Source organism: Achromobacter sp. SD115, assembly GCF_017355315.1.
GTDB classification, from domain to species: domain Bacteria; phylum Pseudomonadota; class Gammaproteobacteria; order Burkholderiales; family Burkholderiaceae_B; genus Achromobacter; species Achromobacter xylosoxidans_B.
The window spans coordinates 69,940-84,358 of the sequence record NZ_JADIJM010000023.1; the positions used below are offsets into that span (position 1 = coordinate 69,940).

The window sequence follows — 14,419 nt, forward strand, 5'->3', positions numbered from 1 at the left end:
TTCAGTTCGCATCGATGCCTGCCGTCTTGATGACCTGGGCCCAGCGCTTCATCTCGCTGTCCAGGAACTCGCTGAAAGCCTGCGGCGCAGAGGCGACCGGAATGACGCCCTGCCCCAGCAGACGCTTGCGCACCACGGGATCTTCGAACTCCGCGCGCACCGCTCCCTGCAGCTTTTCGACGATACCCTTGGGCACGCCGGCCGGGGCAACCAGGCCCAGCCAGGTGTTGCCGTTGAATCCCGGCAAGCCCGACTCATTCAGCGTGGGATAGTCTGGATAGGCTGGCGACCGCTCCAGGCCGGTAATGGCGATCAGCTTCAGCTTCCCCGACTTTACATAGGGTTCGGCCGAAAGCGCGTCGACGAACATGACCGACAGCGAACCGCCGAGCAGGTCCGTCAGTGCCTGGGCGCTGCCCCGGTAGGGCACATGCACCAGCTTGATGCCAGCCGCCTGTTGCAGCAATTCACCGGACAGATGGTTGGATTGCCCGACCCCTGCGGACCCGTAGGTCAGGGTACTCGGCTTGGCCTTCGCCAGCGCGATGAATTCCTTCAGATTGGACGCTGGAATCGACGGATTGGCGACCAGGAAGTTGGTCAGCTCCACCATCTGCGTAATGTTGCTGAAGCCGCGCGCCGTGTCGTACTGCAGCTTGGCGTACATGCTGGGGTTGATTGCGTGGCTGGTCGCCACCGCCCCCAGGGTGTAGCCGTCACCCGGCGCGCGGGCCACCGCCTGCGTACCGATGGTGCCGCCGCCGCCCGGCAGGTTCTTGACCACCGCGGGCTGGCCCAGGCGCTCGATTCCGTGCGCGGCAGTGCGCGCGATAGTGTCCAGAATGCCGCCGGCCGAAGAGGCCACGATCACCTCGATCGGCTTGGACGGGTAAGCAGGCTCGGAGGCCGCCGCACCTGAGCCCAGGGCCATAAAGGCAGCCACGGCGGCGCTGGCCACCCGCGATGAGAATGAGGATTGAAGCAGAGGTCTTCCGGTCTTCATATTGTCTCCTTTATTCTTTATAGCGAATATTTATCTTTATAGCGAATAAAGTCTAGGATTGACCCTTTGGCTTGTCAAGGACAAAACCGAACACCCCAATGATTGACGCATCAACGAACGCTGGCTATTATATTTTTTAACGAGAATATTTTTCTCTATAACGAATATTTAGCCGCCCGAGATTGATGATAGCGGGCGTCACCCGCAGAGACAAAAGGAGCCTATCCGTGAGCTTGAGCTTTGCCTTTTCCACCGAGCACGAAGCCGTCCGCGACACAGTGCGGCGTCTTTGCCAGGACGAACTCTCCTCCCTGGTCTTCGACGCGGAAGAACAGGAAGCCTTCCCCAAGCACGTATTCCAGCGCTGGGGCGACCTGGGCCTGCTGGGCGTGCGCTACCCGGAAGCCGATGGCGGCAGCGGCCTGGACAAGGTCAGCGATTGCATCGTGCGCGAAGAGCTGAGCTATCTGTCCCAGGGGTTCGCCTCGACCTGGTCGGCGCATACCCATCTAGGCATCTGGCCCATCTGGAAGGCCGGCACGCCCGCGCAGAAGGCCCGCTTCCTGGCACCGGCGCTGGCGGGACGAAAAGTGGCCGGATTCGGCCTGAGCGAACCCGACGGTGGCTCCAACGTGCGCGCCATGAAGACGCGGGCCGAACGCGTCGAAGGCGGCTGGCGCCTGCACGGCAGCAAGCTGTACATCACCAATGCGCCCTTCGCCGACTTCCTGCTGGTGGCCGCACGCACCAGCCCCGAGCTCCGCCCGGAATCGATCAGCCTCTTCATCGTCGAGCTGCCCAATCCGGGCTTCGATATTTCCAAGCTCAAGAAGGAAGGGATACGCGCCTCGGAAACGGCGTTGATCCACATCGACGACGCCTTCGTGCCCGACGACTGCCTGCTGGGCGAGACCGAAGGCACGTATCCGCTGATCCTGGAATCGCTCAGCGAAAACCGCGTAGGCGTGGCGGCCAACGCATTGGGCATGGCGCGCGCCGCCTTCGACGCCGCCACCGCCTACGCCAACGACCGGCTGGTGGCTGGCAAGCGCATCGGCCAGTACCAGGCCATCGGCCACAAGCTCGCCGAGATGTCAGCGCAGATCGAGGCGGCCCGCTGGCTGGTCTACTACGGCGCCTGGCGGGTCGACCAGGGAACCCTGGACGCCGCCACGGCCGCGCGCGTCAAGCTGGTCGCCAGTGAAACCGCCGTGTCGGTCAGCGAACAGGCCATCCGCATATTCGGCGGCGCCGGCATCATGCGCGAATACCCGGTGGGCCGCATCCACCGCGACGCTCTCGTCTACATCATCGGCGAGGGCACCAGCGAAATCCAGAAGAACATCATCGCCAACAGCCTGGGGTTCAAGCCATGAACGACTTCGTCCTGCGCGAGCGCCGCGGCGCGACGCTCATCATCACCCTTAACCGCCCCGAACGGCGCAATGCCTTCGACCTCGATGTGCGCCAAAGCCTGGCTGAAGCCGTCCTCGAAGCGCGCGACGACGATGCCGTGAAGGCGGTGGTAATAACAGGCGCCCAAGGCGTGTTCTGCGCGGGCGGCGACCTGAAATCGCTGTCCGAAGCCAAGCGCCCGGTCTACAAGGACCGGGACCGCATACGCCGCCTGCACACCTGGTTCCACGAACTGGTCAACCTGGAAAAACCCGTCATCGCAGCGGTAGACGGCCCCGCCTTCGGCGCCGGTTTTAATCTGGCGCTGGCCTGCGATTTCATACTCGGCACCCCCGCAGCGCGTTTCTGCGCCGTGTTCGGACGCATCGGCCTGGTGCCCGACCTGGGCGGCTTTTTCCTGCTGCCGCGCATCGTCGGGCTGCAGCGCGCCAAGGAACTGGTGTTCTCGGCGCGCGAAGTGGATGCCGATGAAGCGCGCACACTCGGCATTCTGTACGGTATCGTCCAAGCGCCGTCCTTGCTGGACGAAGCATTGGCGCTTGCCGCCCGCTTCCATAGCGCCTCGACCGAGGCGCTAGGCATGTCCAAGAACATCCTCAACCGCTCCTTCAACCTCGACCAGAACACGCTGGCGGAACTGGAAGCCCATGCGCAGGCGTTGGCCTTGCACACGACCTATCATGACGACGCCGTGGCACGCTTTCTGGACAAGCAGCCCCTCGCGTTCAGGTGGCCCGCCAAGCCCGGCAAGGACGGCGCCGCATGAGCATGAACGCCTACATCACCGGCGCCTGCGATACCCGGGTCGGCGAGCTGCCCGGCTCCAGCTGCATGGGCCTGCACGCGGAAGCGGCATTTGGCGCGATACGCGATGCTGGCCTGGAGGCCGGCGATATCGACGGCGTGCTGTGCGCCTACTCGTTTACCGAACCCCACCTGATGCTGAGCTCCGTGTTCTGCGAATACGCCGGATTGAGTCCGAATTTCTGCACCGCCATACAGGCAGGCGGAGCCAGCGCCTGCATCATGGTCATGCAGGCCGCTGCGCTGGTGGCCAGCGGCCAGTGCAACCATGTTTTGGTCGTGGCGGGCGACAACCGCCTGACGGGGCTGTCTCGCGACGGCGCAGTGGCGGCGTTGGCCGAAGTCGGCCACCCCCAGTTCGAGAGGCCCTTCGGCATCAGCGTGCCGGCCTCCTATGCGCTGGTCGCGCAGCGCTACATGCATGACTACGATGTGACGTCCGAACATCTTGCAGCCATCGCGGTGGAGCACCGCCGCCATGCCGGGCGGCACCCCAAGGCGCACAAGTGTGAACCGATTTCCATCGACGACGTATTGAACTCCCGCGAAATCAGTACGCCGCTGCGCATGCTCGACTGCTGCCTGGTTTCCGACGGCGGCGCGGCGCTGGTGATCAGCCGCCGCCCCCGCAGCGATGGCCTGCGCCCCGCCATCGAGATCCTTGGGGCGGGCCAGGGCCATACGCACGAACACATTGTGTCCGCTCCCAGCCTCGTCGACTTCGGCTGCAAGGCCTCGTCGGCGCGTGCGTTCGCGGCGGCGGGGCTGAAGCCGGCCGATATCGATGTCGCGCTCATCTATGACTCGTTCACCATCACCTTGCTGGTCGAACTGGAATCCATTGGCTTCTTCGCTCGCGGCGAAGCAGGCCCCGCCGCCTTGCAAGGCGAGCTGGGCCTGGGCGGCGCGTTGCCTTGCAATACGCACGGAGGCTTGCTGTCCTATGGTCACTCCGGCGCGGCCGGAGGCATGTTCCACGCGGTGGAAGCCGTCCACCAGCTGCGCGGCCAGGCCGAAGAGCGCCAGGTGGATGGCGCCAGACTGGCCTTCGTGCACGGGGACGGCGGCATCCTGTCCGCCCACTGCTCACTTGTCCTGGGAGCCGCCTGACATGGAAAAACCCTCGATACGCCCCACCGCCGAAACCCGGCCCTTCTGGGATGGCTGCCGCAACGGCAAACTGCGCTACCAGACCTGCGCCGATTGCGGCGCGGTGCAGCGCATTCCGCGCAGTGTCTGCACCCATTGCCACGGACTGCAGCTGGACTGGAACGAGTCCGCCGGCATGGGCACCGTACTCAGCCACACCACGGTACATCGCGCCCCGACGCCGGCCTTCAAGACCGAAACGCCCTATGTGATCGCCCTGGTCGACCTGGACGAGGGATTCCGGCTGATGGTCAACACGCGCGGCGGCGCCAACCCGCCGCTCGCCATCGGCCAGAGGGTGCGGATCGGATTCGAGCCCCGCGGCGACTACCTGCTGCCGATCGCTGAACCGGAGATGCCATGAGCACGCTGTATACCTATGACAGCTTCACTCCCGGCACGATGCTGGGCGATTGGGAAGAACCGCTGGACGCCAGGCTGCTGGCGCTCTGGGAACGCCTGTTCGGCTCGCATGCGCGGGACGCGCCTGCCCGGCAGGCCGGCCTGGCCGTCGCGCTGATGATGCGCGCCTACCTGAACGTGGTCACGCCGCGCCCGCCCGGCAACATTCATGCGCGGCAGGCGCTATCCGTCCTCGGTCTGCCGCAAGCCGGCGAGCGGATCCGCTCCACGGTACGCTGCGTAAGCAAGGAAATGCGGGGCGAACGCCGCTATCTCCAGTTGGAAGTCGCCGGCGAGGGCGCTGCGCGACAACCCCTATATACCGGCCGCATGAACCTGATCTGGGCAGCCTAGGACACGCCATGACGCCTACCCTTGAAGCAGTCTCCATGACGGTCACGCAGGCGGACATCGATCTCTACGCCGAACTGACCAACGACTTCAATCCCCTGCACGTAGACCCGGCGTTCGCTGCCGCCACACCCATGGGTGGCACCATCGCCCACGGCACGCTGTCGGTCAACCTGATCTGGCAATCGCTGGCGCGCACCTTTGGCGCCGGCGCCCTGGAACGCTTCGATCTGGACATCCGCTTTCTCAGGCCGCTGCACGCCGGCAGCCTCATCACCGCCGGCGGCGAACGCCTCGCCGATGCGCCGGGCCACTATGACGTGTGGGTCAAGGATGCCGACGGCGTCGCGCTGATCGCCGGTCAGGTAACGCTCGCCGGCGCCGACGCGCCGACCGCCAACTGAACCAACCGGGAACTGCCATGCACTTCACCCACGAACATCGCGAACTCGAACGGACCACCCGCCGAATCATCGCCGAATATCTCGATCCGCATCTGGACGAATGGGAGGCCGAGCAGATATTTCCCGCCCACCGCGTCATGAAGGCATTTGGTTCCGCGGGCCTGCTGGGCATAGGCAAGGCCGCGGAGTATGGCGGCATGGAGCTGGACTTCAGCTACGAAATGGTCTTCGCCGAGACCCTGGGCGAAGTCCGGTCCAGCGGGCTGACCTCGGCCATCGGCGTGCAGAGCACGATGTGCACCCCTGCCCTGGCGCACCATGGCAGCGATGCGCTCAAACGTGAATACCTGGCGCCGACCATCGCGGGCGACCTGGTCGGTTGCATCGGCGTGAGCGAGGCATCGGCGGGATCGGACGTGTCGCGGATCAAGACCTGGGCGCGGCGCGACGGCGACGACTACATCATCAACGGATCGAAGATGTGGATCACCAACGGCGTCCAGGGCGACTGGATCTGCCTGCTGTGCAACACCTCGCAAGAAGGCGGGCCGCACAAGAACAAGTCGCTCATCATCGTGCCGTTGAAATCGCCCGGCGTCAGCGTCTCGCGCAAGCTGGACAAGCTGGTCCTGCGCGCCTCGGATACCGCCGAATTGTTCTTCGACGACGTGCGGGTGCCGGCGAGCAACTGCATCGGCGAAGAGAACATGGGCTTCATCTACCAGATGGAGCAGTTCCAGGAAGAACGCATGTTCGTGGCGGCGCGCAGCATGCGCTCGATGGAGCGGGCCATCGAAGAAACCATCGAATATGCGGGTCAAAGGCAGGTATTTGGCGGCACGATCCTGTCCAATCAGGTCGTGTACCACAAGTTGGCCGAGATGCAGACCGAGATTCAGGCCCTGCGTTCACTGCTGTACCGGGCCATCGATCTATACATGGATGGCCAGGATATCGCCCAGTTCGCCTCCATGGCCAAATACTACGCGGGTAAGCTGTCCATGAAGATCCCGAACGAATGCCTGCAATTCTGGGGGGGCCAAGGGGTCATGAACGAGAACTGGATTTCGCGCGCCTATCGCGACTTGCGGCAGACGGCCATCGGCGGCGGCGCCAACGAGATCATGCTGGAGGTCATCGCGAAGACCATGGGTATACATCCCGGCAAACGCGCATAGCGCCAGCGTGTTCTCAGCCCGCTCCGCCCCTCTGCGCGGTGTAGGCATGCCGGAAGTAATCCCGCACCGCCTGCATGGCGGGCGAGATTTCCGCTCCCCGGCGCCAGGCCAGCCCCACGTTCATGGGCGGAATCGGGTCCTTGAGCTGGACCGTCTCGATGCGGCGGCCTTCCAGCGACCAGGGCCGGTAGACCATGTCCGACAGCAGCGCCACGCCGCTGCCGTTGGCCACCATGCTGCGCACCGCTTCGACCGACGAGGTGCGCAGCCGCACGTCGGGCTTGAACGGCGTTTCGTTCCAGTAGCGCAAGGCGGTGTAGGCGGCCTCGTCCACGGTCAGCATGATGAAGGGCTCGCGCGACACGTCCTCCAGCGTCACTGCATCCGCCGCCAGCAGCGGATGCCTGGCCGGCAGCCACAGGCGCCGCGGCGAACCGAAGAAGTGCTCCACCGCCAGGTCAGGATTGGCGACGTTGGAAGTCAGCAGCACCGCCATGTCATAGCGGTTTGCGATCAGGCCTTCCTCGATGGCGCTGCGGTTCAGTTCGTGCAGCTGGATCTCCAGGCGCGGATATAGCTGCGACAGCCGCTGCAGGTGATACGGCAGGAAGTAGCCGATCACCGTGTAGGACGCCGCCAGCAACAGGCGGCCCGAAACCTCTTCCGCCGCCGCCGGCATGCGCAAGGCTTCGTCGACCGAGGACAGGATGTTGTAGGCGTGGTTAAGAAAGGTGCGGCCGCTATGGGTCAGCGTCACGCCGTGCGCGCCGCGCAGGAACAGCGCCGTGCCCACCGTTTCCTCCAGTTCGCGGATGGCGCTGGTGATCGCGGACTGCGATATCGCCAACTGGATCGCCGCCTGCGAAATCTGGCCGAGTTCGGCCGCTGCGATGAAGTATTTGAGCTGGCGTAGGGTAATCGACATGGCTGACCTTATCTATTAAATCGATATCTCAGCTTCAGAATATCTGCAAATTCTTCCCCAAATATGATCCCTCAGATCAGGGATATCCCTTAATTTTCATAGGAAACCTGTTCAGACATCCGTGGCAACCGGGTAGATATTTATCTGAAAAACAGATACTGATGGATCAATAAAAAGATCTTTTTATCCCTTGTTGGCTTGGCTAATGTTCACGTCACACGCCGCGTCGAATGCGGCGAGCAACGCGAAGGAGCCACCCGCAATGAGCAAGCGCAGCATCGACCTCAACTCGGACATGGGCGAAGGCTTCGGCCCGTGGACCATCGGGGACGGCGTGGACGAGGCGATCATGCCCTTGATCAGTTCGGCCAACATCGCCACGGGATTCCATGCCGGCGATCCGCGGATCATGAACCGCACGGTGCTGCAGGCCCGCGAGCACGGCGTCTGCATCGGCGCCCACCCGGGCTTTCGCGACCTGGTGGGTTTCGGCCGGCGGGACATGCGCGAAAGCGCCGAAGCGCTGGTGCATGACATCGTCTATCAGCTGGGCGCCCTGCGCGAATTCGCGCGGCTGCACGGTTTGCGGCTGCAACACATCAAGCCGCATGGCGCGCTGTACATGCAGGCGGCCCGCGACGAAACCCTGTCGCGGCGTCTGATCGAAACGCTGCAGGAACTGGAGCCCACCTTGGCGCTGTACTGCATGGAAAGCTCGGTCACCTACCGCCTGGCGCGGGAGCTGAACCAGCCCGTGGTGCGCGAGTTCTACGCCGACCGCGACTACGACGCCAGCGGCTCCATCGTCTTCACCCGCTACACGCAGCCGCTGGATCCCGCCCAGGTCGCCGGAAAAGTGCTGCGCGCCTGCACCGAGGGGCGCGTGCGCACGGTCGAAGGCCAGGACATCGCCATCGATTTCGACTCCGTCTGCATACACAGCGACACGCCCGGCGCCTTGTCCCTGGTGCGCGCCACCCGCGAAAAGCTGGAGACCCACGGCATCCGGATCGCGCCTCCCAGCGTGACCGGCCCCTGAACCGCAAGCCACCCGAACAATATTCCAAGGAGAAAACCATGCCGTTGCACGATATTCCCAGCCCCCTGCCCGGAACCTTCTATCGCCGTCCCAGCCCCGGCGCAGCGCCCTTCGTGGAAGCGGGCGCCACGGTAGCGGCCGGCGCCGTGATCGGCATCGTCGAGGTCATGAAGCAGTTCAACCAGATCGAAACGCCCACCGGCGGCGTGGTGGCCGAGATCCTGGTGGAAGACGGCGAACCGGTGGAAGCCGGGCAGCCCCTGCTGCGCATCGAGGGATAGGCCACGCCATGTCCGACCTCACTATCCCATACCGCCCCCGCAACATCCATAAGGTGCTGGTGGCCAACCGCGGCGAAATCGCGCTGCGCATCATCCGCGCCGCGCGCGAGCTGGGCATGCGCACCGTGGCCGTCTACAGCGAAGCGGACCGCGACGCGCTGGCCACGCGCATGGCCGACGAAGCGGTGCTCATCGGCCCCTCGCACGCGACGCGCAGCTATCTCAATACCGAAGCGTTGCTGGACGCCGCACGCAGCACCGGCGTCCAGGCGGTGCATCCCGGCTACGGCTTCCTGTCGGAGAACGCGGCATTCGCGCAGGCCGTGAGCGACGCCGGCCTGATCTTCGTCGGGCCGGACGCCGCCACCATCCGCACCATGGGCGACAAGGCTGCGGCGCGCGCCTGCGCGCAGGCGGCCGGCGTACCCACCGTGCCGGGCAGCGCCGGCGTGTTGTCGTCACTGGACGAGGCCCTGACCCATGCGGCGCTTATCGGCTACCCGCTAATGATCAAGGCGGCCGCTGGCGGCGGCGGACGCGGTATCCGCGTCGTGCGCGACGAGGCCGAGCTGCGCGCGCAGATGCCGCAGGCCCAGGCCGAGGCGCAGGCAGCATTTGGCGAGGCCGGCGTCTACCTGGAGCGCTATCTGCCGCGCGCCCGCCACATCGAAGTGCAGGTCCTGGGCGACGGCGGCAATGCCGTGCACCTGTACGAACGCGAATGCTCACTGCAACGGCGCCGGCAGAAGGTGCTGGAAGAAGCGCCCTCGCCCGCCCTGGACCCCGCCACCCGCCAGAAGCTGTGCGAATCGGCGGCGCAGCTGGCGCGCTCGGTCGGCTACCGCGGCGCGGGCACGCTGGAATACCTGTACGACGACAGTCGCGGCGCGGGCGAGTTTTTTTTCATAGAGATGAACACCCGCATCCAGGTCGAGCATCCCATCACCGAAGCCATTACCGGCGTGGACCTGGTGCGCGAAATGCTGCGCATCGCCGATGGCGAGCCCTTGCGCTGGCGTCAGCAGGACATCGCCATCCGCGGCGCAGCGATCGAATGCCGCATCAATGCCGAAGACCCCACTCGCAATTTCGCCCCTAGCCCGGGCCGGGTGGAGCATGTGCGCTGGCCCGGCGGACCCGGCGTGCGCGTGGACTCGATGCTGTATCCCGGCTGCACCGTGCCGCCCTACTATGACTCGCTGCTGGCAAAACTGATCGTCTGGGACGAAAGCCGCGCGGCGGCGTTGGCGCGCATGGCGCGCGCGCTGGACGAAGTCGAACTGGTCGGCGTGCATTCGACGCTGGCCCTGCACCGCGAACTGCTGGAGGATGCGGACGTGCTGGCCGGCCGCTACCACACCAACTATCTTGAAGCCTGGATGCAAAGGGATCGGGAGGATAGGCAATGAGCTTGCGCTACACCCACGGCGGCGACGAATTCATCTTCGTCGAAATCAGTGAGGACATGTCGCTGGAGTCTTTTTTCAAGGGCATGGCGATCACGCGGGCGCTGCGCGAACGCGCAGTCGACGGCGTCACCGAGATCTGCCCGGCCAACGCGTCCTACCAGGTGCGCTACGACCCCGACCGCATCGCCCCGGACGCCCTGCTGGGCCTGCTGCGCGAACTGGAGGCCGGCATGGACCTGGCCAACCTGACGCTGGCGACCCGCATCATCGAAGTACCGGTGTACTACAACGATCCCTGGACTCACGAGACACTGATGCGGTTTCGCGAAAGGCATCAGGATCCTGAATCAACGGATCTTGAGTACGCGGCGCGCATCAACGGCCACGACTCGGTGCAAGGCTTCATTGACGCCCACTCCGGCTCGCCCTGGTTCGTATCCATGGTGGGCTTCGTGGCCGGCCTGCCCTTCATGTACCAGATGGTGGAGCGCGAGCGCCAGCTGCAGGTTCCGAAATACCTGCGCCCCCGCACCGACACTCCCAAGCACACGGTGGGGCATGGCGGCTGCTTCGGCTGCATCTACTCGGTGCGCGGCGCGGGCGGCTACCAGATGTTCGGCGTCACGCCCGCGCCGATCTTCGAGCCGGCCCAGCGCCAGGCGCATCTGCGTGATTCCATGGTGTTCTTCCGTCCGGGCGACATTGTGAAGTTCAAGCCCATCACCCGCGACGAGTACGACCACGCCACCGCGCAGGTCGAGGCCGGCAGCTTCGAGTTGCGCATCCGGCCCGTGTCGTTCTCGCTGGCCGAGTTCCAGCGCGCGCCCGATGCCTGCAACGCCCAACTGCTGGAGACGCTCCATGCCTAACGATTCCATCATCGAAGTCATCAAGCCCGGCCTGGCCACGTCGGTGCAGGACACGGGCCGACTAGGCCACTACCACCTGGGCATTCCGCCGTCGGGCGCGCTCGACCAGTACGCGCTGGCGGCGGCCAACCTGCTGGTGGGCAACGCTGCCGACGCCGCCGTACTGGAATGCACCCTGCTCGGCCCCGAACTGCTGTTTCACCGCGCCGCCGTCATCGCCGTCACGGGCGCCAGCATGATCCCCAAGATCAATGGCGTGACCCAGGCCTGCAATGTGGCGCTGGCGGTGCAGGCCGGCAGCCGGCTGTCCTTCGACTTCGTGCAGGCCGGCGCCCGCGCCTGCCTGGCCGTGGCCGGCGGCATCGACGTGCCGGTGGTGCTGGGCAGCCGCTCGACCTATGCGCTGGGCGCCATCGGCGGCCACGAAGGCCGCAAGCTGCAGGCCGGCGACCGGCTGGCGGTGGGGCCGGCCTCCATCCGCACGCGCGTCGGCCGCGAACTGCCCGCCGCGCTGGCCGTGGCCCCGCCCAAGTCGCAGACGCTGCGCGTGCTGCCCGGCCTTTACGACCACCGCCTGGAATCCGAGTCCGCCGCCACCTTCTATGAAGACGCCTGGACCGTGACCTCGGAGGCCGACCGCATCGGCTACCGCTACAAGCAAGGCCGCCCGCTGCGCTTTCGCACCCGCGAGCAGCCCTTCGGCGCGGGCGCGGATCCATCGAATATCGTCGACGCCTGCTATCCCATCGGCTCGATCCAGGTGCCGGCAGGCGTGGAGCCCATCATCCTGCACCGCGACGCGGTGTCCGGCGGCGGCTACGCCATGATAGGCACCGTCATCAGCGCCGACCTGGACAAGGTCGGCCAGATGCAGCCCAACCAGAGCGCCCAGTTCGAAAGGGTGACGCTGGAACAGGCCGTCGCCGCGCGGCGCGACTATCGCGCCCGCTTCGAGCGCCTGCACCAGGCGCTTAGCGGCTGACCCCAGGGGCGCGGCCGGTCCGCGCCCAACTTCCAGGTTTTTCCAGCATCCCGGCCTTGCCCCCTGGCAAGGCCGGAGGGCGACGCGCGCCCGTTCCGCAGTCGAACCGCAGCATCCGATCCCGCCAGGAGATCCGACATGGCCAATCTGACCCCACGCAAACCGTCCGATGAGACGGACAACTCGCTGCACGCCGTCGCCGACGGCGACCGCATGCCCCGCTACGCGCTCACCATGGCCTGGTGGGCCGTGTGCAGCGCCGTGTTCTATATCGTCGTCGGCGCGACGCTGGCGCTGAAGTACGGCGCCCGCAACGCCATCATCGGCATGGTGCTGTCCGTGATCAGCTACGGGCTGATCAACGGCGTCATCAGCCGCTACGCCATCCGCACCGGCCTGTCGGTGGCGCTGTTCTCGCGCCGGCTGTTCGGCACCTCGGGTGCGGCGCTGGCCACGCTGATCTTCTTCGCCACCGCCATCTACTACGCGGTGTTCGAAGGCGCGGTGATGTCGGTCGCCGCGCATCATCTCTACCCTGCCGTGCCGTATTGGCTGGTGGCGCTGGTGGTGGTCATCTACAGCGTGTTGCTGATTTTCGGTAGCGTGCAGCGCTGGCTGGACAAGTTCAACGGCGTACTGCTTCCGTTCTATCTGCTGGGCCTGTTGCTGGCCGTCGTGATGGCGACGCAGGAATACGGCTACAGCGACGCCTGGCTGTCATTCGGACCGCCCGAAGGCCCGGTCCCCGGCGGCTGGTGGGACGCCTTCGTCTACTACATGGGCGTGTGGGTGCTGATGATGTTCACCTTCGACTATGCCCGCTTCGGCAAGCGCGAGGACCAGACCTACCACAGCCGTTACAACTTCGGCATGCCGTTCTACCTGGTGACCTTCCTGCTCAACGGCGTCGCCGGCATCTATCTGGTCAGCACCATCCCCAGCGACGCCGCGCTGTCGGAAGTGTCGGTGGTGCTTGCGCTCCTGAAACTGATGGGGCTGGGCGGACTGCTGTTCGTCTGGATCACGCAAACCCGCATCAATACCGCCAACTACTACCTGGCCACCATCAACATGCAGGCGTTCTTCGCGCGCTGGCCGGGCATGCGCTGGCCCAAGGCGATGTGGGCCGTCATCGTGGGCGCGGTGACCTACGCGCTGATGCTGCTGGACGTGTTCTCTTATCTGCTCCAGGCGCTGGCCTACCAGGGCATCTTCGTGGTGTCGTGGGTGGCGGTGGCACTGGTACACATCCTGGGCAACGCGGAATCCGCGCCGCAGCATGGCGGCGGCGCGGCATTCAACCGCGCCGGCCTGGCAGGATGGTTCGCCGGCGCTATCTGCGGCCTGGCGCTGATGCACACGGCCGGTTTCGCGGCCACCTTGGCCGCGCCCGCCAGCTTCGTGGTGTCGGCGCTGGTGTACCGGATCTGCTCCACGGCGGCGGGACGGATGCAGGCGCAGGGCGGCTGACGCCACTCCAGGGCCGCGTCCCGGCGCGGCTTGGAACCGCCCTGTGTACACTTTCCGCCAGTCCCGGAACTGATGGAAAGCAATGAACCTGCGCGAAGATTTGGCGGCCTTGCGGCCGCAACTCATACAGATAGCCCAGAGCGCGGATACCGGCGACGGCGCCCATGACCTGAGCCACCTGGAACGCGTCTGGAAGGCCGCCCACGGCATGCTGGCGCACCATCCCGAAGCCGACGCCATGGTCGTCATGGCCGCCAGCTACCTGCATGACCTGGTCAACCTGCCCAAGAACCATCCCGACCGGGCCCGTGCCTCGTCCATGGCCGCCGGCCAGGCCGTGCGCGAACTGCAGGCCATCGGCTATCCGCCAGCCCGGCTCGAAGGCGTCCACCACGCCATCGAGGCCCACAGCTACTCCGCCAACATCCCGCCCCGGACCATCGAGGCCCGCATCGTGCAGGATGCCGACCGCCTGGACGCGCTCGGCCCGGTGGGACTGGCCCGCATGTTCCATGTCGGCGGGCAACTCGGACGCGCCCTGGCCCATCCCGCCGATCCTCTCGGAACGCAACGGGAACTGGACGACGGCGCCTATGCCCTGGATCACATCGAAGTGAAGCTCGCGCGCATCGCCGCCTCGATGCAGACCGAAGGCGGCCGCTTGCTGGCCCGGTCCCGCATGGACTGGATACGGCGGTTCCGCGACGATTTCGTGGCGGATTGGTCGGCCTGACGCA

16 protein-coding genes are annotated in these 14,419 nt (G+C 65.6%); 14 read left to right on the top strand and 2 right to left on the bottom strand.

Annotated features, from left to right (window positions below):
• Position 1 precedes the first annotated feature (1 nt).
• On the bottom strand, positions 2 to 1,003 hold the full coding sequence (locus IPU70_RS26235; RefSeq protein WP_013395518.1) for a tripartite tricarboxylate transporter substrate binding protein: 1,002 nt from the start codon (positions 1,001 to 1,003) through the stop codon (positions 2 to 4).
• Between the two features lie 227 nt (positions 1,004 to 1,230).
• On the opposite strand from IPU70_RS26235, the gene IPU70_RS26240 reads away from it, so the two are divergent.
• From IPU70_RS26240 to IPU70_RS26270, 7 genes are read left to right on the top strand one after another with little or no spacing between them, the layout of a single operon-like run.
• Positions 1,231 to 2,379 (top strand): acyl-CoA dehydrogenase family protein, encoded by a 1,149-nt coding sequence (locus tag IPU70_RS26240; protein ID WP_013395519.1) that lies wholly within the window; start codon positions 1,231 to 1,233, stop codon positions 2,377 to 2,379.
• Positions 2,376 to 3,185 (top strand): enoyl-CoA hydratase/isomerase family protein, encoded by an 810-nt coding sequence (locus IPU70_RS26245; protein WP_207471996.1) that lies wholly within the window; start codon positions 2,376 to 2,378, stop codon positions 3,183 to 3,185. The genes IPU70_RS26240 and IPU70_RS26245 overlap by 4 nt, the downstream gene beginning before the upstream one ends.
• On the top strand, positions 3,182 to 4,333 hold the full coding sequence (locus tag IPU70_RS26250) for a thiolase family protein (RefSeq protein ID WP_207471998.1): 1,152 nt from the start codon (positions 3,182 to 3,184) through the stop codon (positions 4,331 to 4,333). The genes IPU70_RS26245 and IPU70_RS26250 overlap by 4 nt, the downstream gene beginning before the upstream one ends.
• 1 nt (position 4,334) lies before the next feature.
• Positions 4,335 to 4,736 carry a Zn-ribbon domain-containing OB-fold protein gene (locus IPU70_RS26255; RefSeq protein WP_207472000.1) on the top strand — a complete coding sequence of 134 codons (402 nt, stop codon included), beginning with the start codon at positions 4,335 to 4,337 and terminating at the stop codon, positions 4,734 to 4,736.
• Complete coding sequence (locus IPU70_RS26260; protein WP_207472002.1) at positions 4,733 to 5,128, top strand: hypothetical protein; 396 nt, start codon at positions 4,733 to 4,735, stop codon at positions 5,126 to 5,128. The genes IPU70_RS26255 and IPU70_RS26260 overlap by 4 nt, the downstream gene beginning before the upstream one ends.
• An 8-nt stretch (positions 5,129 to 5,136) precedes the next feature.
• A complete protein-coding gene (locus tag IPU70_RS26265; protein ID WP_207472004.1) occupies positions 5,137 to 5,529 on the top strand; it encodes a MaoC family dehydratase in 393 nt (130 codons plus the stop codon).
• Between the two features lie 17 nt (positions 5,530 to 5,546).
• Positions 5,547 to 6,707: an acyl-CoA dehydrogenase family protein gene (locus IPU70_RS26270; protein ID WP_207472012.1), complete on the top strand. Its 1,161-nt coding sequence runs from the start codon at positions 5,547 to 5,549 to the stop codon at positions 6,705 to 6,707.
• Positions 6,708 to 6,720: 13 nt separating this feature from the next.
• Here the strand turns inward: IPU70_RS26270 and IPU70_RS26275 are convergent, their stop codons facing one another.
• Positions 6,721 to 7,632, bottom strand: coding sequence for a LysR family transcriptional regulator (locus IPU70_RS26275; RefSeq protein ID WP_207472013.1), 912 nt, complete (start codon positions 7,630 to 7,632; stop codon positions 6,721 to 6,723).
• A gap of 262 nt (positions 7,633 to 7,894) precedes the next feature.
• Here IPU70_RS26275 and IPU70_RS26280 point away from each other — a divergent pair, with 262 nt between their 5' ends.
• The 7 genes from IPU70_RS26280 (at position 7,895) to IPU70_RS26310 (ending at position 14,415) form a co-directional block, all read left to right on the top strand.
• Positions 7,895 to 8,671, top strand: coding sequence for a 5-oxoprolinase subunit PxpA (locus IPU70_RS26280; protein WP_207472014.1), 777 nt, complete (start codon positions 7,895 to 7,897; stop codon positions 8,669 to 8,671).
• Between the two features lie 38 nt (positions 8,672 to 8,709).
• Positions 8,710 to 8,952, top strand: a complete 243-nt coding sequence (locus IPU70_RS26285; protein ID WP_207472015.1) for an acetyl-CoA carboxylase — start codon at positions 8,710 to 8,712, stop codon at positions 8,950 to 8,952.
• Between the two features lie 8 nt (positions 8,953 to 8,960).
• On the top strand, positions 8,961 to 10,361 hold the full coding sequence (locus IPU70_RS26290) for an acetyl-CoA carboxylase biotin carboxylase subunit (protein WP_207472016.1): 1,401 nt from the start codon (positions 8,961 to 8,963) through the stop codon (positions 10,359 to 10,361).
• A complete protein-coding gene (locus IPU70_RS26295) occupies positions 10,358 to 11,230 on the top strand; it encodes an allophanate hydrolase subunit 1 (protein ID WP_013395530.1) in 873 nt (290 codons plus the stop codon). The genes IPU70_RS26290 and IPU70_RS26295 overlap by 4 nt, the downstream gene beginning before the upstream one ends.
• The gene (locus IPU70_RS26300; protein WP_207472017.1) at positions 11,223 to 12,212 is read left to right on the top strand and encodes a biotin-dependent carboxyltransferase family protein; all 990 of its coding nucleotides are present in this window, start codon (positions 11,223 to 11,225) and stop codon (positions 12,210 to 12,212) included. The genes IPU70_RS26295 and IPU70_RS26300 overlap by 8 nt, the downstream gene beginning before the upstream one ends.
• Before the next feature lie 138 nt (positions 12,213 to 12,350).
• A complete protein-coding gene (locus tag IPU70_RS26305; RefSeq protein ID WP_207472019.1) occupies positions 12,351 to 13,682 on the top strand; it encodes a cytosine permease in 1,332 nt (443 codons plus the stop codon).
• Between the two features lie 82 nt (positions 13,683 to 13,764).
• Positions 13,765 to 14,415 (top strand): HD domain-containing protein, encoded by a 651-nt coding sequence (locus IPU70_RS26310; RefSeq protein WP_207472021.1) that lies wholly within the window; start codon positions 13,765 to 13,767, stop codon positions 14,413 to 14,415.
• Positions 14,416 to 14,419 lie beyond the last annotated feature (4 nt).

Coding starts and splice junctions, on each gene's coding strand:
- IPU70_RS26235 (WP_013395518.1), bottom strand. CDS start 1,003: ATGAAGACCGGAAGACCTCTGCTTCAATCCTCATTCTCATCGCGGGTG.
- IPU70_RS26245 (WP_207471996.1), top strand. CDS start 2,376: ATGAACGACTTCGTCCTGCGCGAGCGCCGCGGCGCGACGCTCATCATC.
- IPU70_RS26250 (WP_207471998.1), top strand. CDS start 3,182: ATGAGCATGAACGCCTACATCACCGGCGCCTGCGATACCCGGGTCGGC.
- IPU70_RS26255 (WP_207472000.1), top strand. CDS start 4,335: ATGGAAAAACCCTCGATACGCCCCACCGCCGAAACCCGGCCCTTCTGG.
- IPU70_RS26260 (WP_207472002.1), top strand. CDS start 4,733: ATGAGCACGCTGTATACCTATGACAGCTTCACTCCCGGCACGATGCTG.
- IPU70_RS26265 (WP_207472004.1), top strand. CDS start 5,137: ATGACGCCTACCCTTGAAGCAGTCTCCATGACGGTCACGCAGGCGGAC.
- IPU70_RS26270 (WP_207472012.1), top strand. CDS start 5,547: ATGCACTTCACCCACGAACATCGCGAACTCGAACGGACCACCCGCCGA.
- IPU70_RS26275 (WP_207472013.1), bottom strand. CDS start 7,632: ATGTCGATTACCCTACGCCAGCTCAAATACTTCATCGCAGCGGCCGAA.
- IPU70_RS26280 (WP_207472014.1), top strand. CDS start 7,895: ATGAGCAAGCGCAGCATCGACCTCAACTCGGACATGGGCGAAGGCTTC.
- IPU70_RS26285 (WP_207472015.1), top strand. CDS start 8,710: ATGCCGTTGCACGATATTCCCAGCCCCCTGCCCGGAACCTTCTATCGC.
- IPU70_RS26290 (WP_207472016.1), top strand. CDS start 8,961: ATGTCCGACCTCACTATCCCATACCGCCCCCGCAACATCCATAAGGTG.
- IPU70_RS26295 (WP_013395530.1), top strand. CDS start 10,358: ATGAGCTTGCGCTACACCCACGGCGGCGACGAATTCATCTTCGTCGAA.
- IPU70_RS26300 (WP_207472017.1), top strand. CDS start 11,223: ATGCCTAACGATTCCATCATCGAAGTCATCAAGCCCGGCCTGGCCACG.
- IPU70_RS26305 (WP_207472019.1), top strand. CDS start 12,351: ATGGCCAATCTGACCCCACGCAAACCGTCCGATGAGACGGACAACTCG.
- IPU70_RS26310 (WP_207472021.1), top strand. CDS start 13,765: ATGAACCTGCGCGAAGATTTGGCGGCCTTGCGGCCGCAACTCATACAG.